26 protein-coding genes and 2 pseudogenes are annotated in these 24,623 nt (G+C 70.9%); 18 read left to right on the top strand and 10 right to left on the bottom strand.

Annotated features, from left to right (window positions below; genetic code table 11):
- Positions 1-141 precede the first annotated feature (141 nt).
- Both JOM49_RS16020 and JOM49_RS16015 read left to right on the top strand, forming a co-directional pair.
- A complete protein-coding gene (locus tag JOM49_RS16020; protein ID WP_209665076.1) occupies positions 142-792 on the top strand; it encodes a nucleotidyl cyclase domain-containing protein in 651 nt (216 codons plus the stop codon).
- 121 nt (positions 793-913) lie between these two features.
- Positions 914-2,020 carry an endo-1,4-beta-xylanase gene (locus JOM49_RS16015; RefSeq protein WP_209665075.1) on the top strand — a complete coding sequence of 369 codons (1,107 nt, stop codon included), beginning with the start codon at positions 914-916 and terminating at the stop codon, positions 2,018-2,020.
- On the opposite strand, the gene JOM49_RS16010 is transcribed toward JOM49_RS16015, so the two are convergent.
- From JOM49_RS16010 to JOM49_RS16000, 3 genes are all read right to left on the bottom strand, one after another.
- Positions 1,984-2,376 carry an STAS domain-containing protein gene (locus JOM49_RS16010; RefSeq protein WP_209665074.1) on the bottom strand — a complete coding sequence of 131 codons (393 nt, stop codon included), beginning with the start codon at positions 2,374-2,376 and terminating at the stop codon, positions 1,984-1,986. The two genes, JOM49_RS16015 and JOM49_RS16010, sit on opposite strands and share 37 nt — an antisense overlap.
- A gap of 205 nt (positions 2,377-2,581) precedes the next feature.
- Positions 2,582-2,770 (bottom strand): DUF2795 domain-containing protein, encoded by a 189-nt coding sequence (locus tag JOM49_RS16005; protein ID WP_209665073.1) that lies wholly within the window; start codon positions 2,768-2,770, stop codon positions 2,582-2,584.
- An 18-nt stretch (positions 2,771-2,788) separates the two neighbouring features.
- Positions 2,789-3,781 carry an NAD-dependent epimerase/dehydratase family protein gene (locus tag JOM49_RS16000; RefSeq protein ID WP_209665072.1) on the bottom strand — a complete coding sequence of 331 codons (993 nt, stop codon included), beginning with the start codon at positions 3,779-3,781 and terminating at the stop codon, positions 2,789-2,791.
- A gap of 136 nt (positions 3,782-3,917) precedes the next feature.
- Between JOM49_RS16000 and JOM49_RS15995 the strand changes: the two genes are divergently transcribed.
- The 5 genes from JOM49_RS15995 to JOM49_RS15975 all read left to right on the top strand — a co-directional run bounded on the left by JOM49_RS15995 (position 3,918) and on the right by JOM49_RS15975 (position 8,379).
- Complete coding sequence (locus tag JOM49_RS15995) at positions 3,918-4,259, top strand: YciI family protein (RefSeq protein ID WP_209665071.1); 342 nt, start codon at positions 3,918-3,920, stop codon at positions 4,257-4,259.
- A gap of 5 nt (positions 4,260-4,264) precedes the next feature.
- Positions 4,265-5,524 (top strand): RNA polymerase sigma factor, encoded by a 1,260-nt coding sequence (locus JOM49_RS15990; protein WP_209665070.1) that lies wholly within the window; start codon positions 4,265-4,267, stop codon positions 5,522-5,524.
- A 10-nt stretch (positions 5,525-5,534) separates the two neighbouring features.
- Positions 5,535-6,506, top strand: a complete 972-nt coding sequence (locus JOM49_RS15985) for a glycosyltransferase (RefSeq protein WP_209665069.1) — start codon at positions 5,535-5,537, stop codon at positions 6,504-6,506.
- An 8-nt stretch (positions 6,507-6,514) separates the two neighbouring features.
- Complete coding sequence (locus JOM49_RS15980) at positions 6,515-7,408, top strand: aminoglycoside phosphotransferase family protein (RefSeq protein WP_209665068.1); 894 nt, start codon at positions 6,515-6,517, stop codon at positions 7,406-7,408.
- A gap of 374 nt (positions 7,409-7,782) precedes the next feature.
- The gene (locus JOM49_RS15975; protein ID WP_209665067.1) at positions 7,783-8,379 is read left to right on the top strand and encodes a DUF4232 domain-containing protein; all 597 of its coding nucleotides are present in this window, start codon (positions 7,783-7,785) and stop codon (positions 8,377-8,379) included.
- Here the strand turns inward: JOM49_RS15975 and JOM49_RS15970 are convergent.
- The 4 genes and pseudogenes from JOM49_RS15970 to JOM49_RS15955 all read right to left on the bottom strand — a co-directional run bounded on the left by JOM49_RS15970 (position 8,376) and on the right by JOM49_RS15955 (position 11,800).
- Complete coding sequence (locus tag JOM49_RS15970; RefSeq protein ID WP_209665066.1) at positions 8,376-8,891, bottom strand: MOSC domain-containing protein; 516 nt, start codon at positions 8,889-8,891, stop codon at positions 8,376-8,378. The two genes, JOM49_RS15975 and JOM49_RS15970, sit on opposite strands and share 4 nt — an antisense overlap.
- 4 nt (positions 8,892-8,895) lie before the next feature.
- Positions 8,896-9,120 (bottom strand): hypothetical protein, encoded by a 225-nt coding sequence (locus JOM49_RS15965; RefSeq protein ID WP_209665065.1) that lies wholly within the window; start codon positions 9,118-9,120, stop codon positions 8,896-8,898.
- Positions 9,121-9,347: 227 nt separating this feature from the next.
- Positions 9,348-10,201: pseudogene (locus JOM49_RS15960) on the bottom strand (IS5 family transposase).
- Positions 10,202-10,363: 162 nt separating this feature from the next.
- The gene (locus JOM49_RS15955) at positions 10,364-11,800 is read right to left on the bottom strand and encodes an MFS transporter (RefSeq protein WP_372444019.1); all 1,437 of its coding nucleotides are present in this window, start codon (positions 11,798-11,800) and stop codon (positions 10,364-10,366) included.
- Between the two features lie 312 nt (positions 11,801-12,112).
- On the opposite strand from JOM49_RS15955, the pseudogene JOM49_RS42990 reads away from it, so the two are divergent.
- From JOM49_RS42990 to JOM49_RS15920, 8 genes and pseudogenes are all read left to right on the top strand, one after another.
- Positions 12,113-12,274: pseudogene (locus JOM49_RS42990) on the top strand (cytochrome P450); the annotation flags it as partial.
- The gene (locus tag JOM49_RS42985; RefSeq protein WP_372444018.1) at positions 12,268-12,933 is read left to right on the top strand and encodes a TetR/AcrR family transcriptional regulator; all 666 of its coding nucleotides are present in this window, start codon (positions 12,268-12,270) and stop codon (positions 12,931-12,933) included. The pseudogene JOM49_RS42990 and the gene JOM49_RS42985, both read left to right, overlap by 7 nt.
- A 154-nt stretch (positions 12,934-13,087) precedes the next feature.
- Positions 13,088-13,747 carry a TetR/AcrR family transcriptional regulator gene (locus JOM49_RS15945; protein ID WP_308158751.1) on the top strand — a complete coding sequence of 220 codons (660 nt, stop codon included), beginning with the start codon at positions 13,088-13,090 and terminating at the stop codon, positions 13,745-13,747.
- On the top strand, positions 13,744-13,941 hold the full coding sequence (locus tag JOM49_RS15940; RefSeq protein WP_209665062.1) for a ferredoxin: 198 nt from the start codon (positions 13,744-13,746) through the stop codon (positions 13,939-13,941). Before JOM49_RS15945 ends, JOM49_RS15940 begins: the two co-directional genes overlap by 4 nt.
- On the top strand, positions 13,938-15,122 hold the full coding sequence (locus JOM49_RS15935) for an NAD(P)/FAD-dependent oxidoreductase (protein ID WP_209665061.1): 1,185 nt from the start codon (positions 13,938-13,940) through the stop codon (positions 15,120-15,122). The genes JOM49_RS15940 and JOM49_RS15935 overlap by 4 nt, the downstream gene beginning before the upstream one ends.
- A complete protein-coding gene (locus JOM49_RS15930; RefSeq protein WP_209665060.1) occupies positions 15,119-16,309 on the top strand; it encodes a cytochrome P450 in 1,191 nt (396 codons plus the stop codon). The genes JOM49_RS15935 and JOM49_RS15930 overlap by 4 nt, the downstream gene beginning before the upstream one ends.
- Positions 16,310-16,343: 34 nt before the next feature.
- Complete coding sequence (locus JOM49_RS15925; protein WP_209665059.1) at positions 16,344-18,158, top strand: flavin-containing monooxygenase; 1,815 nt, start codon at positions 16,344-16,346, stop codon at positions 18,156-18,158.
- Positions 18,155-19,675: an outer membrane protein assembly factor BamB family protein gene (locus JOM49_RS15920; protein WP_209665058.1), complete on the top strand. Its 1,521-nt coding sequence runs from the start codon at positions 18,155-18,157 to the stop codon at positions 19,673-19,675. The genes JOM49_RS15925 and JOM49_RS15920 overlap by 4 nt, the downstream gene beginning before the upstream one ends.
- On the opposite strand, the gene JOM49_RS15915 is transcribed toward JOM49_RS15920, so the two are convergent.
- Complete coding sequence (locus JOM49_RS15915) at positions 19,676-20,839, bottom strand: epoxide hydrolase family protein (RefSeq protein WP_209665057.1); 1,164 nt, start codon at positions 20,837-20,839, stop codon at positions 19,676-19,678.
- Between the two features lie 81 nt (positions 20,840-20,920).
- On the opposite strand from JOM49_RS15915, the gene JOM49_RS15910 reads away from it, so the two are divergent.
- The gene (locus JOM49_RS15910; protein WP_209665056.1) at positions 20,921-21,496 is read left to right on the top strand and encodes a CGNR zinc finger domain-containing protein; all 576 of its coding nucleotides are present in this window, start codon (positions 20,921-20,923) and stop codon (positions 21,494-21,496) included.
- A 3-nt stretch (positions 21,497-21,499) separates the two neighbouring features.
- Here the strand turns inward: JOM49_RS15910 and JOM49_RS15905 are convergent, their stop codons facing one another.
- Complete coding sequence (locus tag JOM49_RS15905; protein ID WP_209665055.1) at positions 21,500-21,979, bottom strand: MarR family winged helix-turn-helix transcriptional regulator; 480 nt, start codon at positions 21,977-21,979, stop codon at positions 21,500-21,502.
- Positions 21,980-22,161: 182 nt separating this feature from the next.
- Between JOM49_RS15905 and JOM49_RS15900 the strand changes: the two genes are divergently transcribed.
- The gene (locus JOM49_RS15900; protein WP_209665054.1) at positions 22,162-23,253 is read left to right on the top strand and encodes an LLM class flavin-dependent oxidoreductase; all 1,092 of its coding nucleotides are present in this window, start codon (positions 22,162-22,164) and stop codon (positions 23,251-23,253) included.
- 17 nt (positions 23,254-23,270) lie between these two features.
- Positions 23,271-23,876 (top strand): FMN reductase, encoded by a 606-nt coding sequence (locus JOM49_RS15895; protein ID WP_209665053.1) that lies wholly within the window; start codon positions 23,271-23,273, stop codon positions 23,874-23,876.
- Position 23,877: 1 nt separating this feature from the next.
- Here the strand turns inward: JOM49_RS15895 and JOM49_RS15890 are convergent, their stop codons facing one another.
- Positions 23,878-24,528, bottom strand: a complete 651-nt coding sequence (locus JOM49_RS15890; protein WP_209665052.1) for a GntR family transcriptional regulator — start codon at positions 24,526-24,528, stop codon at positions 23,878-23,880.
- Positions 24,529-24,623 lie beyond the last annotated feature (95 nt).

The following is a 24,623-nucleotide window of genomic DNA, read 5'->3' as shown; positions in this document are numbered from 1 at the left end:
TTACGGCCAGGCCTCGGTCCGACGGCCATTCGGCCGCGTACCCACGGACAGTTGCCCGAGCAGAGAGCTGGCCCTATCCTGAATCGGCCTGAACTTAGCTGTTGTTCAGCCAGCTTCACTTCTTCGAGGTGGGAGGCCGCGATGGGAGAGGCGACGGTTTTCATCCCTGGTGGGAGCGCCCTGCGCCCCCACCACCGGACGATCCTGGTGTTCGACGTGGAAGGCTCGACCCGGCGCACCGACATGGCCAAAGCCCGCCTGCGGCAGACCATGTACCGCCTGCTGGACGAGGCACTGCTGGCAGGCGGCATCACCCCGGCGCACTACGACCCGCCGTCGGACCGCGGGGACGGCGCGCTGGTGCTGGTGCACCCGGTGGCCCAGGCGCCCAAGACGGCACTGCTGAACCAGGTGCTACCCAGGCTGGGCGAACTCCTCGCCGAGCAGGACGCCGAGCACGGCTTCCGGCTTCGCGTGGCGCTGCACGCCGGCGAGGTCAACTACGACGAACAGGGCTGCTTCGGGGAGTCGGTGGACATCGCCTTCCGGCTGCTCGACGCCCCGGAGGTCAAGCGCAGGCTCCGGGCCACCGGCGCGCCGATGATCCTCGTGGTCTCCCCGGTGATCTACCAGTCGGTGATCCGCCACGGCTACGAAGGCATCGACCCGGCCGCCTTCAAGCCACTGCGCCAGGTGCAGGTCGCCGGGATCCGCCACCGCGGCTGGGTACACCTGCCGGACGGTTCCGGCAGCCGGACCGCGCGGTTGCGGCGACTGTCCGCCACCGCCTGATCGGCCGGGAGCGGGCGGTCCCCCGTCCCGCCCGGCACACCCTTGACGTTCCCGCTGGTCGCGGCTTAGTGTCGCCGAAACTTTCCCATGGTGTTCCGAAAGTTTCGAGGAGCGAGTGCTGATGCAGCCGATTCGTCTGGTCACCGCCCTGTTGACGGCCGTGGCGCTGGTGGTCCCGCTGTCCGCCACGGCATCGGCCGCGCCGCCCACGGCGGACCAGCACGGGAAGACCCTCCGCCAGGCGGCCCCGAAGAAGTTCCGCATCGGCAGCGCGGTGGCCGGCGGCGGGCACCACGAGACGATGCCCTACCCGGACCCGTTCAGCGCCGACCGGCCCTACCGCGACCGGCTCGCCGCGGAGTTCAGCTCGGTCTCCCCGGAAAACCAGATGAAGTGGGAGTACATCCACCCCGAACGCGACCGCTACGACTTCGCCGCCGCCGACGCGATCGTCCGCTTCGCCCAGCGGAACCACCAGGTCGTGCGCGGGCACACCCTGCTGTGGCACAGCCAGAACCCGGCTTGGCTGGAGCAGGGCGAGTTCACCGCGGACGAACTACGCGCGATCCTGCGCGACCACGTCCGCACGGTCGTCGGGCGGTACCAGGGGCGCATCCAGCAATGGGATGTGGCCAACGAAATCTTCACCGAAACCGGGGAGCTGCGGACCACCGACAACATCTGGCTGCGTGAACTCGGCCCCGGCATCATCGCCGACGTGTTCCGCTGGACGCACCAGGCCGATCCGCACGCGGAACTGTTCTTCAACGACTACGGCGTGGAAAGCGTGAACGCCAAGAGCGACGCCTACCTCGCGCTGATCCAGCAGTTGCGCGCGCAGGGCGTGCCGGTGCACGGCTTTTCCGCACAGGCGCACCTGAGCACCCGCTACGGCTTCCCCGCCGACCTCGAACCCAACCTCAAGCGCTTTTCCGCGCTGGGCCTGGAAACCGCGATCACCGAACTCGACGTGCGCATGGATCTGCCCGACGGCGGGGTGCCCACCGCCGAGCAACTCACCCAGCAGGCCGACTACTACCGGCGCACGCTCACCGCTTGCCTGAACGTCCGCGGCTGCGATTCCTTCACCATCTGGGGTTTCACCGACAAGTACTCGTGGGTGCCGGTGTTCTTCGAAGGTGAAGGCGCGGCGACGGTCATGTGGGAGGACTTCTCGCGCAAACCCGCCTATTACGCGCTGCGGTCCACGCTGGCCGACAGGCGCTGACGCAGGCCGTCGCGGGCTTCTTCGGTCGTGTCGTAACACGGGAAGTACTCGCGCAGTCCGCCGACTTCGAGGGCTCGGCGGACCGCGTGGGTCAACCGTGACAACGCGAGTTCGGTGTCGGCACGCACATTCGCCAGGCAACTCAGGCCCGCGCTGCCGAGGAAGTTCACCCCGGCCAGTTCGACCACCACCGCACGCGGTGCGTGTTCTTTGCGCAGATCCGCGAAAGCGGCGGCGAGCAACGGCGCGGTGGCCATGTCGATGTCCCCGGTGGGGGCGAGCAAACCGATTTCGTCCCCCAGCAGGGTCGTGCGGACGGACAACGGCGGACCCGGGCGGTGCACGGAAAAGTCCATGGGGGGAGCTCCCTGCGCTGATGTGGCGTGGCGTTGGGCAGACCGGGCGAACACCCGGCTGGGCTCCTGGCTGAACCTCACTTCCGAAGGTACGGTGCTTCGCCGGATCGGACAACCCGAGTCCGCCGCGCGGTCACCGCTTCCGCGGCCCGGCCGCAGGGGCCGGCCGGTGCGGATTCACCCGCCCGGTCGACCCCGGGCGCGCTCACCCGCCGATCTCCTTGCTGACCCCGCTCGGGCCTTCGTACTCGCGGTCGGGGATCCCGCGCAGCGCCTCCAGAGTGCTGTCATCAGCACCGTTGCCCTGCGCCGCCGCGATCAGGTCGTCGCGGCTCGCCGGGTAGTCCACGCCGGACAGGTGCTTCTGGATCTCGATGGGATTCGGCTTGCTCATGCTCACTCCTCGGGTTCGTCAATCGTCGTGCAACGGCGGCGTCGGGTGGCCACCGTCACCGTGCAGGCCGGCGAGCAGTTCGCCGACCGCGTCCCAGGCACCCACCCGGGGCGTCCAGCCGAGCTGGTCCCTGGCGCGCCCGGTGTCCATCAGCGGCAGCCGGGCGACGGTGTCGAACAGGCCGGGGTCGACCGGTACCGCGTGCAGCCGGAAGGCCGCCGCGACCATCGAGCGCACCACCGCCCGCGGCACCGGGACCAGCGGCCTGCCCAGCGTCGACGCCAGCCCCCGCCCGTCCAGCGGGGGTTCGGCCGCCAGGTTGAACGCGCCCCGCACCGGTCGCAGCAACGCGCGGCGCACGGCGTCACCCACGTCGCTCGCCTGAATCACCTGCACACGCAGCCCCGGCACGTCCGGCACGAACGGCAGCAACCGCGGGCGCAGCAGCTGCCCCGGCACGAGCGGGCCCGCGAAGAGGCGCCGCTGCTCGGGGGCCGCCGGGCGCTGGAACACGAACCCCGGGCGCAACCGCACCACCCGCATCGACGGGTGGTCCTGCTCGAAAGCGTCCAGATAACGCTCCAAATAGGACTTTTCACGCGGGTAGGCGGCTCCTGGCCAGCCGTGGGTCGGCCAGCTCTCGTCCACCCGGTCGTCCACCGGTCCCGGCGCGTACGCCCCGATCGACGAGCTGTAGACCAGGTTCGGCACCCCGGCGCGCGCGGCCGCCTCGAACACCCGGATGGAGCCGAGCACGTTCGCTTCCCAGGTGGTTTCCGGGGAGCGTGCGGGCTGGAACTGCCAGGCCAGGTGGACCACCGCGTCGGCGCCGGTGAAGTCCAGGTCGTCGGTGCGGATGTCGGCCTCGGCGAACTCCGTCTTCGGCGGCCGCCACTCCGGCCGTCGCCGGGCCAGCCCGCGCACGGACTCCACCGACGGCTCCTGCGCGAGCGCCCGGATCACGGCCACGCCGAGGTTGCCGGTGGCACCGGTGACGACTACCTGGGACATGTCCTCCCGATACCCGGCACCCCGGCCCGCAAACGCCGGTGACCCGGCCGGGAAAACTTTCTGGCTAGCCTGTCCATCCGGGCCCGGCCCGTTCGTAGTGAGGACACCAACCCACTCCAGGCTAAGGAGCCCGACCGTGAAGTACCTGATGCTGATCCACGCCGCCACCGACGTGACCGAGCCGGAGTGCACGCCCGAGGACTGGATGGCCTACGACAAGCAGGTCCGCGACGCGGGCATCTTCGTCTCCGGGGAATCGCTGGCCGACCTGGTCACCGCGACCACCGTGCAGGTCGACCGCCAGGGCAAGCGGGCGGTGACCGACGGCCCGTTCGCCGAGACCCGCGAGGTGCTCGGCGGCTTCTACGTCATCGACGTGCCCGACCTCGACGTGGCACTGGACTGGGCCGCCCGCTGCCCCGGGTCCCGCGACGGCGGCGCCATCGTGGTGCGGCCGATCGCCGACTTCGACAACTGACGGCGATGGGCGCGCCGGTGTCTTCTGTGTCTTCTGTGTCTTCTATCGAGGCCGTTTTCCGCGAGGAGCACGGCAGGCTGCTGGCCGCCCTCGTTCGCCGATTCGGCGACCTCGACCTGGCCGAGGAGGTCACTTCCGAAGCCATCGAGGTCGCACTGGCGCGCTGGCCGGTCGACGGGGTACCGCCGAAACCGGGCGCCTGGCTGATGACCACGGCCCGCCGCCGCGCGGTCGACCGCCTCCGCCGCGACCGGACGCTGGCCGCGCGGGTGGCGGTGCTGCAGGTGGAAGCCGACCGGGCGCCCGCGTCCGAGGTGACTGGGGACGCCGAACTGCCGGACGAGCGGCTGCAGTTGTTCTTCACCTGCGCGCACCCCGCCCTGCCCGCCGAAGACCGCGCCGCGCTGACCCTGCGCTGCCTGGCGGGCCTGACCACGCCCGAGGTGGCGCGGGCGTTCCTGGTCCCGGCCGCGACCATGGCGAAGCGGATCGTGCGGGCGAAGAAGAAGATCCGCGAAGCCCGCATCCCGTTCCGCGTGCCCGGAGCGGACGAACTGCCGGAGCGGCTGCCCGGCGTGCTCCAGGTGGTGTATTCGATCTTCACCGAGGGGTACGCGGCCAGTTCCGGGCCGGACCTGCAGCGGCTCGACCTGGCCGAGGAGGCGATCCGGCTGACCCGGATCCTGCACCGGCTGCTGCCCGCGGAACGCGAGGTCACCGGGTTGCTGGCGCTGGTGCTGCTGGTCCACGCCCGGCGGGAGGCGCGCACCGGCGCGGGCGGCGAGCCCGTGCTGCTCGACGAGCAGGACCGCACCCGCTGGGACCGCGCGATGATCGACGAGGGCACCGCGCTGGTGCCGGTCGCGCTGAGCGGCGGGCCGCCGGGGCCGTACGGCGTGCAGGCCGCGATCGCCGCGCTGCACGACGAAGCCGCGGACCTCGAGCACACCGACTGGCCGCAGATCGTCGCGCTGTACGACGTGCTGCAAACGCTTGCGCCCTCGCCGGTGGTCGCGTTGAACCGGGCGGCGGCGGTGGCCATGCGCGACGGGCCGCAGGCGGGTCTGACGCTGCTCGACGAACTGTCCGCGGAGCCGCTGCTGCGTGCTTACCACCCCTACCCCGCCGCCCGGGCCGATCTGCTGCACCGGCTCGGCAGGCTGTCCGAGGCGAAGGCCGAGTATCAGCGGGCGCTCGACCTGGCCGGGAGCGAGCCGGACCGCCAGCTCCTGCGGCGCAAACTGGAGTCGCTCGGAACCGCGTAGGTTCGACCGCATGCGCGTGCTCTTCGCCAGCCTGGCGTCCGTCGGTCACACCTATCCCCTGATCCCGCTCGCCACCGCCGTGCGGGCGGCCGGGCACGAGGTGCACTTCGCTGCCGGCGAGGCCGTGCACGCGCCCCTGGCCGCGAGCGGGTTGCGCCCGTTCCGGCCCGCCGACTCGTTCTACGAGATCTACGCCGAAGACCTGGCGCCGGAACTGACGCGCCTGCGGCCGGATCTGGTGGTGCACGAATGGGGCCTGCCCGGCGCGGCGGCCGCTGCCGCGGAGGCCGGGATCCCCGGGATCTGGCACGGATTCGGGCGGCTGTTCCCGGCCGGGATCGGCCTCGAACTGCCCACGGGGGACGGGCGGCCGCATTTCGACATCTGCCCGCCTTCCCTGCAGGACCCGGATTTCCTCGCCACGGGGAATCGCATTCCACTGCGTCCCCTGCCGTATTCGCCATCCGAGTCGTGGGAGGCGCCCGCGAAACCGTTCGTCTACCTGACGCTGGGCACCGCGTTCGGCACCACGGAACTGCTCACCACCGCGATCGACGGCCTGGCGGCCACTGGCGCGCACGTACTGGTGGCGACCGGTCGGCTGGCTCCGGAAGAACTCGGTGAGCTGCCGGACCACGTCACCGCGCGGTCGTGGGTGCCGCAGGCGCAGGTGCTGCCGCACGCCGACGTGGTGGTGCACCACGGCGGGAGCGGGACCACGCTCGGCGCGCTCGGCGCCGGTATCCCGCAACTGCTGCTGCCCCAGGGCGCCGACCAGTTCGGCAACGCCGACGCGATCGACGCCGCGGGCGCCGGTATCCGCACCGGGGAAACCGCCGAGGAGATCACCGTGAACGTCCGGAAACTGCTGGAGCCGAAGGAAAACAGTTACCGCGAAGCCGCACGGGCGGTGGCCGGGGAAATCGCGGACCTGCCCTCACCCGAGGAAATCGTTCGGCGGCTGCCCGAGCTGATCCCATAATCGAGCGCATGAAGACTTCGATCGTGCTCCCGGATTCGTCGCGTGCTCGCCTGCTGCAACGGTTCGGCGCCGCGGCTACCGCGTGGTGCGACGATCTCGACGCGCTGGTCGAAGACTTCGCGGACGGCTGGGGACTGCGTCCGCTCGAACTGCTGCCCGCTGGCAGCAATTCGGTGGTGCTGCGGTGCGAGTCCGCGGCACACGGCCAGGCTGTGCTGAAACTGACGCCGGACCCGGAAATCGCCACGCAGGAAGCCACCGCGCTGCGTGGCTGGACCGGCGTGCGGCACGCGGTCGACCTGCTCGACGCCGACCCCGGCCGTGGCGCGCTGCTGCTGGAATGGCTCCCCGAACCGGTGCGCCTGGTCGACGCCGAATGGTCGCTCGAAGAGGTCGTGCCGTTGCTGGCCGCACTGCGCGTACCGCCACCGGACGGGGCTTCCCTGCCGTCGCTGGCCGACCGCGTGGAGTTCATCTTCGACCTGACGGACGGCCGCGCCGGCGAGTTGCCGCCGCTCGACTACCTGCCGAGGCTGCTCGCCGAAGGCCGTGCCGCCTGCCGTGACCTGGCCCAGGGCGGCACCCCCGGCCTGGTACACGGAGATCTGCACGCGGGCAACGTGGTGCGTGCCGGGCACGGCCGCGGCCTGGTCGCCATCGACCCGCGCCCGTGCCTGGGTGACCAGACGCTCGACCTGGTCGACTGGGCACTGGACGGCACCACGGACGAGCGAACCGCGCGCGAACGCGTGGACCTGCTGAGCGACGGCATCCCCGGCGTCGACCGGGACCGACTGTGGGCGTGGTGCCGGGCTCTGGCGGTGGCCGTCGCCGTCAGCCTGCTGCGCCTGCGCCCGGACGACCCCTGGGGCCGCTTCATGCTCCGATGGGCACGCGGATAACCCCCGAGTCCCACACTCAGGAAGCCGAACCCCACGTTCCCGAAGCCGAACCCCACACTCAGGAAGCCGAGTTCCCCGTTCGCGAGCCCGAACCCCACATTCGGCCCGGGCAGCCACCGGGTAAGCGCGGCCACCGCCCTGCCTCGAGCGCGGACCGGACGTGACACTCAGGCCCGCGAACGTGGGGTTCGGCTTCACGAACGTGGGGTTCGGCTTCCTGGGTGTGCGACTCGGCTGAGGTCGGATCGGGAGCTGCCGCGGCCCCGGGTTGCGAAACCTTGACGAACTTCATCCAATAGAGGTGAAAAGCAACCGGATCGGGTGGTCAAGCATCTATACGAGTAGAGCTCCGAGGAGAACGAGGAGGAACGGCCATGACCCAGCAGCCGACCAGGAGCCGTGCACTCCGGCGGATCACCTTGACCGCGGCGGCGCTCGGCGCGACGTCCGCGCTGGCCGCGTGCGGCACGGCGGGCAGCACCGCGGGCCCGCCCGATGTGTCCACAGTGGATACCCAGCCGGTGGCGATGGCCGGCGCGCAGGCCGGGGACGGCCTCTGCAAGGCGGCGTCGCTCGAACTCAGCCTGCATCCGGACGAAGGTGGGGCGGGAATGAACCAGAACCACCTGAACCTGCGGTTCACCAACAAGTCCGCGACGGCCTGCTCGCTCCAGGGCAGCCCCGGGGTGTCCTTTGTGGCCGGTGACGACGGGCACCAGCTCGGCGAGCCGGCCGAGCGCGTGCCCGCCGAACAGGGCGCCCTCGTGCGGATCGTGCCGGGTGGGTACGCCCAGAGCCCGCTGACCGTGGTCAACGCCGGCGTGTACGACGAAACCGAGTGCCAGTCCGCCCTGTCGCGCGGCCTGCGGGTCTACGCGCCGGGGGACACCGCGGCCATGTTCGTGCCCTACGAACAAAACGCCTGCACGGTCGCCGGGCGACACCAGCTTTCCGCCGACGTCGTCCGCTAGGACAACACGCTCAGCGAGGCGGGCCCGAGGCGAAGCAAGCCGTCGTCGAGCGGCTCGCACCGGATTCCGCCTCGCGAGCGCAGACCGCGGAAAGCGCCGGGGGCGAGCACGACGTCCATCCAGGCACACGGGTGGGCCGGGCGGTGTGCGCGGAACCGGACCGGGCCGTCGCCCGAATCGAGGCAGAAGACCGTGCCGCGGGCCAGGCCGTCGACCTCGAACCCGCGCAGGGTGATGTTCCGGCGGGTGAGGTGCGGGTCCGGCGCGGCGGGCAGCCCGAGCACACCGGCCAGGTGGTCGAGCGATCCGGCGTCGAAGACGGTGACGGCCGCGTGCCTGTGCGCGGGGTGGTTGAAGTAGCGGTCGCCGGTCAGGCCGAGCCCCGCGCGCACGGTGACCCGCTCGCGCGAAGCCGGTTCCGGATCGGGGCGCGGCCCGTCCGCGGGCCTGCCTTCGAAGGCGTGCCGCGAAGACACCAGCAACGCGACGATCTCCACCGGGTACGAGGGCACTGGATCACTGCCCGCGCATCGACCGCCGGATCTCGTCCAGTTTGGACTTCGCGGCTTCGTCGCGGTCGGCCAGCTTCTTGTCCAGCGACTCGACGGTTTCCTCGCCGCCCAGCCCGGCCAGCTCGGTCGCGCCGTCCGCGGTGGCGGAGCGCTTCTCGATCTTGTCGCGGACGAAGTCGAAGTTGGGCACCCCGCCGCTGGTGTAGTCGCCTTCCGGTGGCTCGGTCATCGACTGCTCCCCTCTGTTCTTCCCGAGACTAGGCGCTGTCCTGCGGGTCTGGTAGATGGGCTTCGTGATTCAGGTGGTTCCCGGCGTCCCCCGCCGACTGAGCCCACTTCGATTGCTGGGAGTGGGGCATTACTTGCGTCGATTGCAAGTAATGCCCCACTCATAGCATTGGCCGCCTGGGCGCGGAGGGCGCGACCTACCCCGCCGGGCGGCGCCTAGCGCGTGTTTTAGATGTGGCGTAGCCAGATGTTGATCGCTGCGATGTCGACGGTGGCTTGGTAGCGCAGGGCGAGTTTGTCGTAGCGGGTGGCCAGGGCCCGGTGTTGTTTGAGCAGATTGATGCCGCACTCGACGGCGTGTCGTTGTTTGTAGGTTTCGGTGTCGAAGGCGGGTGGGCGTCCCCCGGCGGAGCCGCGTGCCCGGCGGTGGGCGATTTGGTCGCGGGGCTGGGCGATGGTTGCTTTGATCCCGCGGCGGCGCAGGTAGGCCCGGTTGGCGCGCGAGCTGTATGCCTTGTCCGCCAGCACCCGGCCGGGCCGTGTGCGGGCGCGCCCCGGACCAAGGCGGGGCACCACGATCTGGTCCAGTACCACGGTGAACTGCGGGCTGTCGCCGCGCTGGCCCGCGGTCACCAGCAACGCCAGCGGCTTACGGCCCTGTTCGCAGGCCAGGTGCAGCTTGGTGGTCCACCCGCCCCGTGACCGGCCCAGGCCGTGATCGGCCAGTTCAGCGCCCCCGGCGGTGGTGCTGGGTGGTTCGGCCTGCAGGTCCCCCTTTTCCGCGCACCGGCGGCATGCTGGTGCGCTCGCGCGATCGTGGAGTCCACGCTCACGTCCCAGGTGATCAACCCCGCGGCGTCAGCACGGGCTTGCAGGGCCAGCAGGATGCGCCGCCACACCCCGCCGCGCTGCCAGCGGCGGAACAACCCGTACACCGTCTGCCACGGGCCGTATTCGGGTGGGATGTCCCGCCAGGGCGCACCCACCCGCACGCGCCAGCGGACCCCGTCGATCAGTTGCCGTTTACTCCATCGCGGCGGACGGCCCGGCTTCTTCCCCACAGGCAGCAGCGGTTGCAGCATCTCCCACTGCGCGTCGGTCAGATCGGCCCGCCCCGCTGCCGTTACCCTGGGCACGAGGTCTCCGGTGGTGCAGGTTTTCTTGGTCGTTAACCCGTCTACCGGAGACCTCACCTATCAGGCCATCGACACGCCCACACCACAACCCAACCTTTGAAACACGCGCTAGCCCTGTCGCGGGCGGCGCGGGATGAAGCAGGCGATGAACGCCGCGACCAGCGCCGCGCCCGCGCCGATCGCGAGCACCACCCGGAACCCGGTGGGCGAAGGCACCTCGGCCGGACCGAAGGGCACGGTCAGCTGCGAGAGCACCACCCCGGCCACCGCGCTGCACACCGACGTGCCGATCGAGCGCATCAGCGTGTTGAGGCTGTTCGCCGCCGCGGTCTCGGTCACCGGCACCGCCGACATGATCAACGCGGGCATCGCGCCGTAAGCCAGGCCGATCCCCGCGCCGATCAGGCTGGACACCACCACCAGCTGCCAGATCTCGCTCATCAGCACCAGGTTGAGCCCGTACCCGGCGGCCACCACCAGCACCCCGCTGATCAGCGTGGTGCGCGGGCCGCTGAGCCGGGTGATCCGCGCCGACACCGGGGCCATCGCCATCATCACCAGCCCGGACGGCGCGAGCACCAGGCCGACCACCACCATCGGCTGCCCGAGGCCGTGACCGGTTTCGGCGGGCAGCTGGAGCAACTGCGGCAGCACCAGCGACATCGCGAACATCGAGAAGCCGAAGACCGCCGAAGCGAGATTGGTCAGCGCGACCGGGCGCCGGGCCGAGGTCCGCAGGTCGACCAGCGGCTCCCGGATCCGCAGCTCCCACCGGACCCAGGCCAGCAGCACCACCGCCGCGCCGCCGAGCAGGCCGAGGGTCAGCCCGCTGCCCCAGCCCCACTCCGCGCCCTTCGACACCGCGAGCAGCAGGCACAGCAGCACGATCGACAACCCGATCGCGCCGACGAAGTCGAACCGGCCACCCGAGCGGACCGCCGACTCCGGCACCACCAACACCACCAGCGCGGTCGCGAGCACGCCGAGCGCCGCGGCGACCCAGAACAACACGTGCCAGTCCACGCTTTCCGCCAGCAGGGTCGCCAGCGGCAGGCCGAGTGCCCCGCCGACGCCGAGCGAGGCGCTCATCAGCGCGGTGGCCGAGCCGAGCCGTTCGGCGGGCAGTTCGTCACGCATGATGCTGATGCCGAGCGGGATCACCCCGGACGCCAGGCCCTGCAGCACGCGCGCCGCCACCAGCGGCGCCAGGCTGGTGCTCAGCGCGGCGAGCACCGAACCCGCGACCAGCAGGCCGAGGCTGATCAGCAGCATCCGGCGCTTGCCGTACATGTCGCCGAGCCTGCCCATGGTCGGCGTGGCGACCGCGGCGGCGAGCAGGGTCGCGGTGATCGCCCAGGCGGTGTCGGCCGGGGTGGACCCGAGCAGGCCCGGCAGCACGGGCACCAGCGGGATGACGACCGTCTGCATCAGCGCGACGGTCACCCCGCCGAAGGCCAGCACGGCGACCACGAGGTTCGGCCGGCGAGCGGGTGCCGGCACGGCGGCCGGACCAGGCGAAGCGGGGGTGGTGGACACGGACGCCACGAGGCGGCCTCCCGGGGACTCGGCGGCAGGGTTAAAGCAGGCGCTTGACTTAGCATAATGTGTCCGGTTTGACTGACCGGCGACCCCCGAGCGAACCCCCAGGAGGACACCCCGGTGCTGAACTACCCCATCCCGAACCCGGCCCCGCTCGACCCACCGGCCGAATGGGCGGAGCCGCGCACCGGGTGTCCCGTGGCGGACGTCCGGCTGCCCAGTGGGGATCGCGCCGCGTTGCGCCTGGCGCTGGGTTTCCCGCTGCCGGTGTGGGTCATCTGCGACCTGCTCGGCGTACCCGATGCAGACCGCGAGGACTCCTGCCTCGGCCAGACACTGGCGCGCACCGAACTGCAAATGGTGCTCGAAGTGCTGCTGCGCAGGCTGCCCGGGCTGACCCTCTCGGTGGCCCCCGAGGACCTCGAACGCGTCGAGGGACTCGTGGTCGGGGGCCTGCGGACCGTCCCTGTACGGTGGTGATCGTGGTGACCGATGTCGGCAGGACCCCCAGGGCCGCGCAGGTCGGTGCCACCAGGCAGCAGATCCTGACCACGGCGGAGCGGCTGTTCGCCGAGCAGGGCCTGTACGCGGTGTCCAACCGCCAGATCAGCGCCGCCGCCGGGCAGGGCAACAACGCCGCCGTCGGTTACCACTTCGGCACCAAGGCGGATCTCGTCCGGGCGATCATGCGACGGCACTCCGGCCCGATCGAGGCGCTGCGCATGGAGATGGCCTCCGCCGTCGAGGGTTCGCGCGAGGTGCGGGACTGGGTGGCGTGCCTGGTCCGGCCGATCACCACGCACCTGGCCTCCTTCGAAGGCGAGTCGTGGTACGCGCGGTTCAGCGCACAGGTGATGACCGATCCGGCGTTCCGGCCGATCATGGCCGAGGAGTCGCTGGCCACCCCGTCGTTGCGGCTGGTGGTGAGCAACTTCCGCCAGTGCCCGCCGGAGCTGCCCGACGAGGTGCTGGCCGAACGCGGGGACATGCTGCGCACGCTCATGGTGCACGTGGTCGCCGAACGCGAACGGGCCCTCGCCGAGGGCACCGCCACCCCGCGCGCCACCTGGGACGAGGCCGCCACCGGCCTGATCGACGCCATCACCGGCCTCTGGACCGCCCCCATCACCCGTTCGTAGGAACCGATGTCACGAATGTGGCTTTCGGGACGCAGAACTTCTCGAAAGCCACATCGTGACATCGATCCTCCGTCTAAGTCAGTCGCTTGACTCAAGCTCGTGAAGTCGGTTAGCTGTTTTCCAGAAGGCAGCCGGCGGAGTGAGGAGGCACGCGGTGGCCCGCGACGCAGTGAGCACCCGCGAGTCCATCCTCACCGCGGCGGAGCGGTTGTTCGCCGAGCACGGGGTCACCGCGGTGTCCCACCGCCAGATCGGCGAAGCGGCGGGGCAGGGCAACAACTTCGCCGTCGGCTACCACTTCGGCGATCGGATCGGGCTGGTGCGGGCGGTCCTGCGGCGGCACACCGAGCCGATCGAGCGGACGCGGGCCCGGATGGCCGAGCGGGCGGACGAAAGCTGGGAGACCCGCGACTGGGTCGCCTGCCTGGTGGAGCCGTTCACCGAGCACCTGGCGGAACTGGGCAGCCCCACCTGGTTCGCCCGCTTCGGCGAGCAGGTGATGACCGATCCGGTGCTGCGGCAGGTCGTGGTCGACGACGCGCTGGCGGACGAGTCGATCCGCCGGGTGCTCGCCGGGCTCAACCGCTGCCTGCCCGCGCTGCCGCTGCCGGTGCACCTGGAGCGCAGCGACATGGCCAGGCACCTGCTCACCCACCGCTGCGCCGGGCGCGAACGCGCGCTCGCCGAAGGCACCGAAGCCCAGTGCTCCTGGGCGCACACCGCCACCGGCCTGATCGACGCGATCACCGGCCTGTGGACGGCGCCGGTCACCCCGGTCGGCGCCCGGAACCCCGTGAGGAAGGACGAGACGTGAAGATCACCGTCGACGAGGACAAGTGCTGCGGCGCCGGTTCGTGCGTGCTGGCCGCGCCGGACGTGTTCGACCAGCGCGACGAGGACGGCGTGGTGGTCCTGCTGGACGCCGAGCCCGCCGAGCACCTGCGGACCGCGGTGCGGGAAGCCGCCGACGTCTGCCCGGCCGCCGCGATCGCGCTGAGCGAGGCGTGAGCGGTCCGGCGGGCGTACTCGTCGTCGGCGCGTCCGCTGCCGGGCTGGCCACGGCGGAAGCCCTGCGGCGCAAGGGTTACACCGGCGACCTGACGTTGCTGGGCGACGAGCCGCACGTACCGTACGACCGGCCGCCGCTGTCGAAGCAGGTGCTCGCCGGAGCGTGGCAACCGGAACGCGCGCACCTGCGCACCCGCGAAGTCCTCGACGCACTCGACGCGCGACTCGTGCTCGGTGACGAGGCCGTCTCGCTGGACGTGGCGAACCGGACCGTGCACACCGCGGCCGGGCGCGCACTGTCCGCCGACGCGGTCGTGCTGGCCACCGGCGTCCGCCCGCGCACGCTGCCCGGGCAGGAGGGCTTGCGTGGCGTGCACGTGTTGCGGTCGTTGGACGACGCGCTCGCGTTGCGCGGCGACCTGCTCGCCACGCGAAGGCTGCTGGTCGTCGGCGACGGCGTGCTCGGTGCCGAAATCGCCGCCACCGCGCGCGGTCTCGGCGTGGAGGTGGTCCTGACCGGACCGCAGGCCGCACCACTGGCCGCCCAGCTCGGACCGCTGGTTTCCGGGCTGCTGGCCGAACTGCACGCGGAAAACGGCGTGAAGCTGCGCCTCGGCGCCGGGGTCGACGAGCTCACCGCCGCGGACGGCCGGGTCACCGGCGCCCGCCTGAGCACCGGCGAGGTGCTGGAGGCCGACCTCGTCGTGGTCGCGCTCGGGGCGGTTCCCTGCACGGGCTGGCTGGAGGACAGTGGGCTGGTGCTGGGAAACGGCGTCGTGTGCGACTCACGGTGCCGTGCCGCCGACGGTGTCTACGCCGCCGGTGATGTGGCGCGCTGGCACCACGAACGCTTCGGCTCCTTGCTGCGCCTGGAAAACCGCACCAACGCCACCGAACAGGCGGGGGCCGTGGCCGCCAACATCCTCGGCGCCGACCAGCCGTACACGCCGATCCCCTACTTCTGGACCGACCAGTTCGACGCCAAGCTGCAGATCCACGGGGTGCTCGCGCCCGATGCCCAGGTCAGCGTGGTCGAGGGCGACCCGGCTGCCCGCCGCTTCGTCGCCCGCTACGACCGCCACGGCCAGCCCACCGGCGTGCTCGGCTGGAACATGCCGAAGCAGGCCCGGCTGCACCGGCAACAGCACCTCGCCGCACCCACCACCGGAGGAACCGCATGACCACCACGACGCCGGAGTACCCGATGGCCAGGGCCGCCGGCTGCCCGTTCGACCCGCCGCCGGAGCTGCGCGAGCTCCAGCAGGAGACCCCGCTGACCCGCGTCCGGCTGTGGGACGGCAGCACGCCGTGGCTGGTCACCCGCTACGCCGACCAGCGTGCCGTGCTCACCGATCCCCGGGTCAGCGCCGACATGACCCACCCGACCTACCCGCGCCAGGCCGCCGGGGGCGGCACGCTCAGCTTCATCGGCATGGACGACCCCGAGCACGCCCGGCTGCGGCGCATGGTCGGGTCCGCCTTCGCGGTGAAGAAGGTGGCCGCGATGCGCCCGATGGTCCAGCGGATCGTCGACGACGCGCTCGACGAGTTCCTCGGCGGCCCGAAGCCGGCGGACCTGGTGGAGGGCTTCGCGCTGCCGGTGCCGTCGCTGGTCATCTGCGAGCTGCTCGACGTGCCCTACAGCGACCACGGTTTCTTCCAGGACAACAGCAAGACGATGATCAACCGCGACTCCACCCCGGAGCAGCGGGCCGAAGCGTCGGGCAACCTGGGCCGGTACCTCGGCGCGCTGATCGCGTCCAAAATGGACGCCCCGGGGGACGACCTGCTGTCGCGGCTGTGCGAGCGCATCAAGGCCGAGGAGCTGAGCATCGAGCAGGCCACCGCGATGGCCGTGCTGCTGCTCATCGCCGGGCACGAGACCACGGCGAACATGATCGCGCTGAGCACCCTGCTCCTGCTGCGCAACCCCGACCAGCTCAACCTGCTGCGCGAGGCCGACGACCCCGCGGTGGCCTCGCGGACGGTCGAGGAAATGCTGCGCTACCTCAACATCACCCACGGTGGACGCCGCCGGGTCGCGCTGGAGGACCTCGAGGTCGCCGGGCAGCTGATCCGCAAGGGCGAAGGACTGGTGCTGCCCAACGAGATCGCCAACCGCGACGCCGACGCCTTCCCCGACCCGGACCGGCTCGACATCACCCGCGAGGCCCGCCACCACGTCGCCTTCGGCTTCGGCGTGCACCAGTGCCTCGGCCAGCCGCTGGCCCGGCTGGAACTCGAAATCGTCTACCGCACGCTCTACCGCCGCGCGCCGGACCTGGCGCTGGCCACCGACTTCGAGAACATCCCGTTCAAGCACGACGGTTTCGTCTACGGCGTCTACGAACTGCCCGTCACCTGGTAGTCGATCCCTCCCACCACGCAGCAGGAAGGCAGTCATGACCACCCCGAACCAGCAGGTCCCGCTCGCCGAGGACCTGGGCTTCGACCCCGCAGAACTGCGCGCCAGATACCGGGCCGAGCGCGAGCGCCGGATCCGGCCGGACGGCAACGCGCAGTACCAGCGGCCGGAGGGGGCGTTCGGTTCCTACGCCGCGGATCCGCACGCCGACCCGGACTTCCACCGGGAACCGCTGCACGACCGGGTGGAAGCCATCGTCGTCGGCGGCGGGTTCGGCGGCCTGCTCGCCGGGGCGCGGCTGCGCCAGGCCGGGGTCGAGCGGATCCGGCTGATCGACGACGGCGCGGACTTCGGCGGTACCTGGTACTGGAACCGCTACCCCGGCATCCACTGCGACATCGAGTCCTATGTGTACCTCCCGCTGCTCGAAGAGGTCGGCTACGTGCCGAAGTGGAAGTACGCGCCGGGCGAGGAGATCCGCGAGCACTCGCGGGCCATCGCCAGGAAGTTCGACCTCTACCGCGACGCCTGCTTCCAGACCAGGGTGACCTCGCTGCACTGGCACGACGAAGACGAGGAATGGCAGGTGGAAACCGATCGCGGTGACCAGCTGCGCGCGCAGTACGTGGTGGTCTCCAGCGGGACGCTCAGCACCCCGAAGCTGCCCGGCATCCCCGGTATCGAGAACTTCACCGGGCACACTTTCCACACCAGCCGCTGGGATTACGCCTACACCGGCGGTGACGCGAACGGCGGGTTGGCCGGGCTCGCCGACAAGAAGGTGGCCGTGATCGGCACCGGCGCGACCGCCATCCAGGTCGTCCCGCACCTCGGCCGCGACGCCGAGCACCTGTACGTCTTCCAGCGCACGCCGTCCACAGTGGACGTCCGCGCGAACCGTCCGACGGACCGGGAGTGGGCGGCCTCGCTGGAGCCGGGCTGGCAGCGCAGGCGCCGGGACAACTTCCTGGAGGTGGTCACCGGCAGACCCGCCGAAGAGGACCTGGTCGCCGACGGCTGGACCGGCAGCGCGCAGTTGCTGCAGAAGCTCATCCCGAGCGACTCCTACCCGGACCTGTCGCCGGAGCAGCGCGAGCAGGTCGACGAGATCGTCGACTTCCAGAAGATGAACGAGCTGCGGGCCAGGGTGGACTCGCTGGTCGAGGACCCGTCGACCGCCGAACTGCTGAAGCCCTGGTACCGCTACATGTGCAAGCGGCCCACGTTCAGCGACGACTACCTGCAGACCTTCAACCGGCCCAACGTCACCCTGGTGGACACCGCCGACCACGGCGGGGTGGAGCGGATCACCGAGCGCGCGGTGGTGGTCGGCGGCCGGGAGTACGAAGTGGACTGCATCGTCTTCGCCACCGGCTTCCAGGTCGGCGTTTCCGGGGTGCTGTCGGGGAAGCTGCCGGTGCACGGGCGTGGCGGCATCTCGATCTTCGAGCACTGGGGCAGCGGGCCGCGGACGCTGCACGGCTTCTACAGCCACAAGTTCCCCAACCTGTTCCACCTCGGGCCGCTGCAGAACGCGGCCTCGGTGAACTTCGTGCACATCCTCGACGAGCAGGCGACGCACATCGGCGAGGTGGTCGCCGAAGCACGCCGACGCGGGATCCGTTGTGTGGAGCCGAGTTCGCAGGCCGAAAGCGAGTGGGTGACCACGATCGAGGAGAAGTCGGTGGACGAGTACAAGTTCCACGCCGAGTGCACCCCCGGCTACTACAACAACGAGGGCATGCCGCACCCGCGCCGGTTCTCCTTCGGTGACGGGCCGGTGGCGTTCCACCAGGTGCTGCGGGACTGGCGTGCGAGCCGCATGGACGACGTGCTGGCGGACGCCGAATGAGCGCCGGGCGGCGGTTGACCCCGCCCAGCGGGCTGCCCGGCTCGAACGGCGTGTCGTTCGGGCCGGACGGGCGGCTGTACGTGGCGCAGTTCCTCGCCGGGCAGATCAGCGCGGTCGACCTGGCCTCCGGGGACATCGAGGTGGTGGTGCCGCCGGGCGGGCCGATCGAATCGCCGGACGACCTGGCCTTCGGCGCGGACGGCTCGATGTACGTCACCGACCTGGTGCCCGGCCGGGTGTGGCGGCGCGATCCGCTGGGCGAGTACCGGCTGCTCTCGGAGGAACTGCGGCTGCCCAACGGCATCACCTGCGTCGGCGACCGGCTGTTCGTCAACGAGATGAACTTCGACGGCCGGGTGGTCGAGCTGACCGGTGGCGAGCTGCGCGTGCTGACCGGCGGGCTCGCCATGGGCAACGCCATGCAACTCGGCCCGGACGGGTGCCTCTACTACCCGCACATGCTGACCGGCCAGGTCTTCCGGATCCCGCCCGACGGCGGCGAACCCGAACTGGTCGCGGAGGACGTGCACGAGCCGGTCGCCGTCCGCTTCGACCTGGACGGCACGCTGCTGGTGCTGTCCCGGGGTGAGGCGGGCATCGTCACCCGGATCGACCTGGCCGGTGGCGGGGCTCGTTCGCTGGTCACCAGCGGGGTGGTCGGCCTGGACAACGCGGCGTTCGACGCGGAGAACCGGATGTTCGTCTCCAGCTACGCCAGTGGCGGCATCGCGGAACTGCACCCGGACGGCCGGACCCGCCAGGTGGTCGACCCGGGCTTCGACGGCCCGTACGGCGTGACGGTCGACTTCGGCGGCCGGGTCTACGCGGGTGATCACTACCGGCTGGCCACCCCGGACGCCACGGCCGCGGGCGGGGTGCGGACGCAGGCGCTGATGATCTTCACCCACGGCGTCGTGGCCGAGGGCGAACTGCTGCACCTGACCTCGCAGTACGGCGAGGTGCGCACGTATAACCCGGCCACCGGCGAATCCCGCTCACGCGCCGGCGGCCTCGCCCGTCCCCAGGGCATCGCCGTCCGGGACGACGGCGCCCTGGTCGTCGCCGAGACAGACGCGGGCCGCATCCTGCTGATCGATGCCGCGGACGTGGTGACCGTGCTGGCGGAGAACCTGACCCATCCCGTCGATGTGGCCTTGGACGCCTCGCGGCACTGCTACTTCAGCGACGACCACGACGGTGCCGTCTACCGGATCGACGACGGTGAAGCCGTTCCGATCGCCACCGATCTAAGCGCTCCCCAAGGCCTCACGATCCGCGGTGACGAGCTCTTCACCATCGAAACCACCCACCACCGACTACGCGCGATCTCGCTCACCACCGGCGAAGTCCGTACGGAGGCCGAAAACCTGCCCACCACCGCACCGGAAGCCACGCCCCGAGCCCTCTTCAGCCACGGCATGCCCGGCACCCCGCTCCCCTTCGCCGGTCTCACCACCGCCCCCGACGGCTCGCTGCACCTGACCGCCCCCGGCACGATCCTGCGCTTCGACCCCTGATCAGAACGGCCGGCTGGCGGCCAGCACCGCCGCGAGTCCCTCCTGCAGATCGTGGACGAAGTACTCGGGAACCTCCAGCGATGGGAAGTGTCCCCCGGCTTCGGGGGACCGCCACCGGACGATCTGCCGGTACCGCTCCTGCGCCCAGGCACGCGGGTACTTCTCGATGTCGCGGGGATACGTGGTGATCGCCGACGGGACGTCGACCCGGAGTTCGGGGTCGAGCGAGTTGTGGCTTTCGTAGTAGATGCGGGCCGAGGAGGCGCCGGTCCGCGTCAGCCAGTACAGGGTGACGTCGTCGAGCACGCGGTCCCGGGAGATCGTCTCGAAGGGGCTGTCCTCGGTGTCCGACCACTCGGCGAACTTGTCGAGGATCCAGGCGAGCAGGCCGACCGGTGAGTCGACGAGCGAGTAGCCGATGGTCTGCGGCCGGGTCGCCTGCTGCTTCGCGTATGCCGCGCGGTGACGCCAGAAATGGTGGGTTTCCTCGGCCCATTCGCGCTCGAGGGCCGTCAGCCCGTCCGTGGTCGCCCCCGGCAGGCCCTGCGCGAACGTGGTGTGGATGCCGAGGACGTGCTCCGGGAACCGGCCGCCGAGGACCGTGGTGATGTTGCCTCCCCAGTCGCCGCCGTGGGCGAGGAACCGGCGGTAGCCGAGCCTTCCCATCAGGTCCACCCAGGCGGCCGCGATCTTCTCGGTTCCCCACCCGGTGGTGGCCGGTTTGTCGCTGTAACCGAAGCCCGGCAGCGAGGGAACCACGACGTGGAACGCCGGTGCGGCCGGGTTCCCGGGATCCGCCAGCTCGTCCACCACGTCGATGAATTCGGCGATGCTGCCCGGCCAGCCGTGCGTCAGGACCAGCGGCGTGGCGTCCGCCCGCGTGGATCGGCGGTGCAGGAAGTGAAGTCCCAGCCCGTCGATGGTGGTGCGGAACTGGCCGATGCGGTCGAGGCGCTCTTCGAACGAACGCCAGTCGTACCCGGTGCGCCAGTAGTCCACGAGCTCGGCGAGGTCGGCGAGGGGCACGCCCTGGTCCCAGCGGCCGGGCCCGGCGCGATGGACCGTCTCGGCCTCCGGCAACCGTGCCGCGCCCAGCCGCGCCCGCAGGTCGTCGAGGTCGGCGTCGGTGGCGTGGGCTTCGAAGGCTTGAACGCTCCGGGACATGGGACCTCCTGGCATCGTGGAACCGGCTAAGACGGTTCTAGCAGCCGCCGGAGCCCGGGGGCAACCTGCTAAGGTGGTTCCATGCCTGCCGAGTTCCCCGAATTCCGTCTCGGCACGGTGCTGGCGACCAGCTTCACGGCCACGCTGACGGAGCGTCAGGGTGACGCCGTGGAGCGCATTCCCACCCCTCAGCGGCTCGTCGACTGGCTGGCGGTGAGCGGACTCGCCGTGGATTCCTGCACCACCGCCCAACTCGAACGCGCCCGGGAACTGCGGGAGTCGATCCACGCCGCCGCGACAGCCGCCGCGCTCCAGGACCCGCTTCCCGCGTCCGCCGTCCGAGTCCTCAACGACTGCAGCGTTCAGGGGCGGGCCGCGGCCGTCCTGACGCCCGAGGGCACGCGGCAGTGGCAGCTCGGTTCGGCTTCCCGCGTGGAAGACGCCCTCAGCGTGATCGCCGCCGACGCGATCAGCATCGTCGCCGGGGAACGAGACGGAAGATTGGCCTTGTGCGCGTCACCGACGTGCCAAGCCGCCTTCTTCGACACCAGCCAGAGTCGCACCCGGAAATGGTGCGACATGAACACTTGCGGGAACCGGCAGAAGAAAGCGCGCTTCAACGCCAACCGGCGCAAGGAGTCCAGCTCAACGAAGTGAGCGTCACTCACGCTGTTCGGCCAGCACCGCGTCCATGGTCACCTGCAGGTCCTCCAGGAATTCCTCGAACCGCGCCACTTCGGCAGGCGAGTACTTCTGCAGCAAGGCACCCATGTGCTCGGCCAGCGGCCCGAAGTACTCCCGGCCCGGCCCCTGGATTTCCGGACTGCTCCGCAGCGTCACGATCCGCCGATCCGGCTGTTCCCGGCTCCGGACGATGTGCCCCGCCCGTTCCAGCCGGTTCAGCAGAGCCGTCGTCGCACCCGAACTGAGCGAAATCCGCTCACTCAGCCGCGCCGGCGAGAGGGGCACACCGTTGTCCTCCGCGTAGAGGATTTCGACCAGCGCCGCCGCGTCGGTGGAGTGCAGGCCGAGGTGCGCGGCGAAACCCCGGGTGAACTCGGTGTAGTGCGCGCCGAACCCGCGCAGCCCGTCCAGCACCCGGTCCACCGGCGTCAGCCCGCTGGAGCCGACCTTCTCCATGACCACTCCCGCCGCTCGAGGTTGCGCGCTCGACGCCTTGTGGACTACCCGGCGATGAGCCAGGTGAACGCCTCGGCCCGCACCCCGCGCAAGCCAATCGTCTCGCGGGAAATATTCTTCCGCGCGAGACGTTTACCCGGGTAGCGCCACCCCGGGCGCCGGAGGACCACAGGAGGCTCCCCATGCAGTTCGGCATCTTCACCGTCAGCGACGTGACCACGGACCCGACCACCGGGCAGACCCCCGACGACACCCAGCGCGTCCGGTCGATGCTGAAGATCGCCCAGCACGCCGACCAGGCCGGGCTCGACGTCTTCGCCACCGGGGAGCACCACAACCCGCCCTTCGTCGCCTCCTCCCCGACCACCCTGCTCGGCTACCTCGCCGGGGTCACCGAGCACCTCACGCTGTCCACCTCGACCACGCTGATCACCACGAACGACCCGGTGAAGATCGCCGAGGACTACGCGATGCTGCAGGTGCTCTCCGACGGCCGGATGGACCTGATGCTCGGCCGCGGCAACACCGGCCCGGTCTACCCGTGGTTCGGCCAGGACATCCGCCAGGGCATCCCGCTGGCCATCGAGAACTACGCGCTGCTGCGGCGGCTGTGGGAGGAGGACGTGGTCGACTGGGAGGGCAAGTTCCGCACCCCGCTGCAGGGCTTCACCTCGACCCCGCGCCCGCTGGACGGCGTGCCGCCGTTCGTCTGGCACGGCTCCATCCGCAGCCCGGAGATCGCCGAGCAGGCCGCCTACTACGGCGACGGTTTCTTCCACAACAACATCTTCTGGCCGATGTCGCACACCGCGCAGATGGTCAACTTCTACCGCCGGCGGTTCGAGCACTACGGCCACGGGCAGGCGGACCAGGCGATCGTCGGCCTCGGCGGGCAGGCGTTCATGCGGAAGAACTCGCAGGACGCGTGGAACGAGTTCCGCCCGTACTTCGACAACGCGCCGGTCTACGGGCACGGCCCGTCGATGGAGGACTTCACCGCGAGCACCCCGCTGACCGTGGGCAGCCCGCAGCAGGTCATCGAGCGGTACGCGGGCATGCGCGAGGGCGTCGGCGACTACCAGCGCCAGCTGTTCCTCGTCGACCACGCCGGCCTGCCGCTGAAGACCGTGCTGGAGCAGATCGACCTGCTCGCCGAGGAGGTCGTCCCGGTGCTGCGCAAGGAGATGGAGGCGCAGCGGCCCGCACACGTGCCCGCGAACCCGCCGAGCCACGCCGACCGCGTCGCGGCCAAGCAGGCCGAACTCGTTTCCTGAACCAGGAGGACACACTGATGGACGAGACCAGGATCGTCACCGTTTCGGCGGGGCTGCGGCAGCCGTCGTCCACCCGGTTGCTGGCCGACCGGCTGGGCGCGGCGACCGTCGCCGCCCTCGAAGCCGAAGGCGCCGAGGCGAGCGTGGAAACCGTGGAACTGCGGGACGTCGCGCACGACGTGGTGAACATGATGCTGACCGGCTTCCCGGCGGGCGGCCTGCCGGAGGTGCTGGAGAAGGTCACCGGCGCGGCCGGGCTCATCGCGGTGACCCCGGTGTTCACCACCTCGTACTCCGGGTTGTTCAAGTCCTTCGTGGACATCCTGGACAACCGGGCGCTGACCGGGGTGCCGGTGCTGCTCGGTGCCACCGGCGGCACGCCGCGGCACTCGCTGGCACTGGAGTACAACCTGCGCCCGCTGTTCACCTACCTGCACGCGGACGTGGTGACCACCTCGGTGTTCGCCGCCACCGACGACTGGGCGGACGACGGTGCCCTGCTCCGGCGGATCGACCAGGCCGCGGGGGAACTGGCGAAGAAGGTCGCCGACGCGCGGCCGCGCAAGCCCGCCGACGAGTTCAGCTCGGTGCCCAGCTTCGAGCAGCTGCTCCGGCGGGGGTGATTCAGGAGCCGGCGCGGTCGAGCCGGTAGCGCCCGCTGAACTGCACGTGCTCGACCATGATCCGCTCGGCGGTGGTCCCGTCGCCCGCCTTCAGGGCCTTGAGCAGGTGCTCGTGCACGGTGAGGTGGTTGCGGGCCTGGTCGGGGTCGAGCCAGAGGGAGGCGTGCGCGGGCACCGGGAAGTTGTTGCGCACGGCCCGCGCGTGCGCGCCGAGGAAGGCGGGGCCGCCGATGTCCGCGATGGCCAGGTGGAACTCGCGGCTCTGCTCACCGAGCAGTTCGTAGCGGCCCGCCTGCTCGTCGGCGACCATCCGCTCGTGCATCGCCCACAGCCGCGCCAGTTGTTCGTCGGTGATCCGGTCCGCGGCCAGGCGGGCGCCGAGCCCTTCGACCACGGCCCGCACGCTGTAGTACTCGACCAGCGCGTCGGCGGACAGGTCGATCACCGTGGCGCCGTGGTTCTGCTCGTAGCGGATGAGCCGGTCGTTTTCCAGGCGCCGCAACGCTTCCCGCACCGGCGTGATGGACACGCCGAGCCGCTGGGCGATCTCGGTGGCCCGCAACGGGGTGCCGCCGGAGAGGCGGGCGTTGCGCAGGTCGTCGAGCAGCGAGGCGTAGACGTAGTCCGCCTTGCTCTGCGGTGGTCCAGCCATGCCCGAAGCCCCTCTCGATACCCGCGGTGGCGACCACGCTACCGGGCGGCGCCGATGTGACCTGCACAACAGGATCCTGGCCAAGATCGGCACAT

Source organism: Amycolatopsis magusensis (assembly GCF_017875555.1).
Taxonomy (GTDB): Bacteria; Actinomycetota; Actinomycetes; order Mycobacteriales; family Pseudonocardiaceae; genus Amycolatopsis; species Amycolatopsis magusensis.
Note: the sequence above shows the minus strand (reverse complement) of the source record. Positions and strands in the feature narration are given on the sequence as shown.

Excerpts from the sequence above, each read along its gene's own strand:
- JOM49_RS15890 (WP_209665052.1), bottom strand. The coding sequence starts at position 24,528 with ATGGCTGGACCACCGCAGAGCAAGGCGGACTACGTCTACGCCTCGCTG.
- JOM49_RS15910 (WP_209665056.1), top strand. The coding sequence starts at position 20,921 with ATGCCTGCCGAGTTCCCCGAATTCCGTCTCGGCACGGTGCTGGCGACC.
- JOM49_RS16005 (WP_209665073.1), bottom strand. The coding sequence starts at position 2,770 with ATGAGCAAGCCGAATCCCATCGAGATCCAGAAGCACCTGTCCGGCGTG.
- JOM49_RS15900 (WP_209665054.1), top strand. The coding sequence starts at position 22,162 with ATGCAGTTCGGCATCTTCACCGTCAGCGACGTGACCACGGACCCGACC.
- JOM49_RS15905 (WP_209665055.1), bottom strand. The coding sequence starts at position 21,979 with ATGGAGAAGGTCGGCTCCAGCGGGCTGACGCCGGTGGACCGGGTGCTG.
- JOM49_RS16010 (WP_209665074.1), bottom strand. The coding sequence starts at position 2,376 with ATGGACTTTTCCGTGCACCGCCCGGGTCCGCCGTTGTCCGTCCGCACG.
- JOM49_RS15980 (WP_209665068.1), top strand. The coding sequence starts at position 6,515 with ATGAAGACTTCGATCGTGCTCCCGGATTCGTCGCGTGCTCGCCTGCTG.
- JOM49_RS15985 (WP_209665069.1), top strand. The coding sequence starts at position 5,535 with ATGCGCGTGCTCTTCGCCAGCCTGGCGTCCGTCGGTCACACCTATCCC.
- JOM49_RS16020 (WP_209665076.1), top strand. The coding sequence starts at position 142 with ATGGGAGAGGCGACGGTTTTCATCCCTGGTGGGAGCGCCCTGCGCCCC.
- JOM49_RS15975 (WP_209665067.1), top strand. The coding sequence starts at position 7,783 with ATGACCCAGCAGCCGACCAGGAGCCGTGCACTCCGGCGGATCACCTTG.
- JOM49_RS15930 (WP_209665060.1), top strand. The coding sequence starts at position 15,119 with ATGACCACCACGACGCCGGAGTACCCGATGGCCAGGGCCGCCGGCTGC.
- JOM49_RS15920 (WP_209665058.1), top strand. The coding sequence starts at position 18,155 with ATGAGCGCCGGGCGGCGGTTGACCCCGCCCAGCGGGCTGCCCGGCTCG.
- JOM49_RS15915 (WP_209665057.1), bottom strand. The coding sequence starts at position 20,839 with ATGTCCCGGAGCGTTCAAGCCTTCGAAGCCCACGCCACCGACGCCGAC.
- JOM49_RS15895 (WP_209665053.1), top strand. The coding sequence starts at position 23,271 with ATGGACGAGACCAGGATCGTCACCGTTTCGGCGGGGCTGCGGCAGCCG.
- JOM49_RS15990 (WP_209665070.1), top strand. The coding sequence starts at position 4,265 with ATGGGCGCGCCGGTGTCTTCTGTGTCTTCTGTGTCTTCTATCGAGGCC.
- JOM49_RS16000 (WP_209665072.1), bottom strand. The coding sequence starts at position 3,781 with ATGTCCCAGGTAGTCGTCACCGGTGCCACCGGCAACCTCGGCGTGGCC.
- JOM49_RS15925 (WP_209665059.1), top strand. The coding sequence starts at position 16,344 with ATGACCACCCCGAACCAGCAGGTCCCGCTCGCCGAGGACCTGGGCTTC.
- JOM49_RS15965 (WP_209665065.1), bottom strand. The coding sequence starts at position 9,120 with ATGACCGAGCCACCGGAAGGCGACTACACCAGCGGCGGGGTGCCCAAC.
- JOM49_RS16015 (WP_209665075.1), top strand. The coding sequence starts at position 914 with ATGCAGCCGATTCGTCTGGTCACCGCCCTGTTGACGGCCGTGGCGCTG.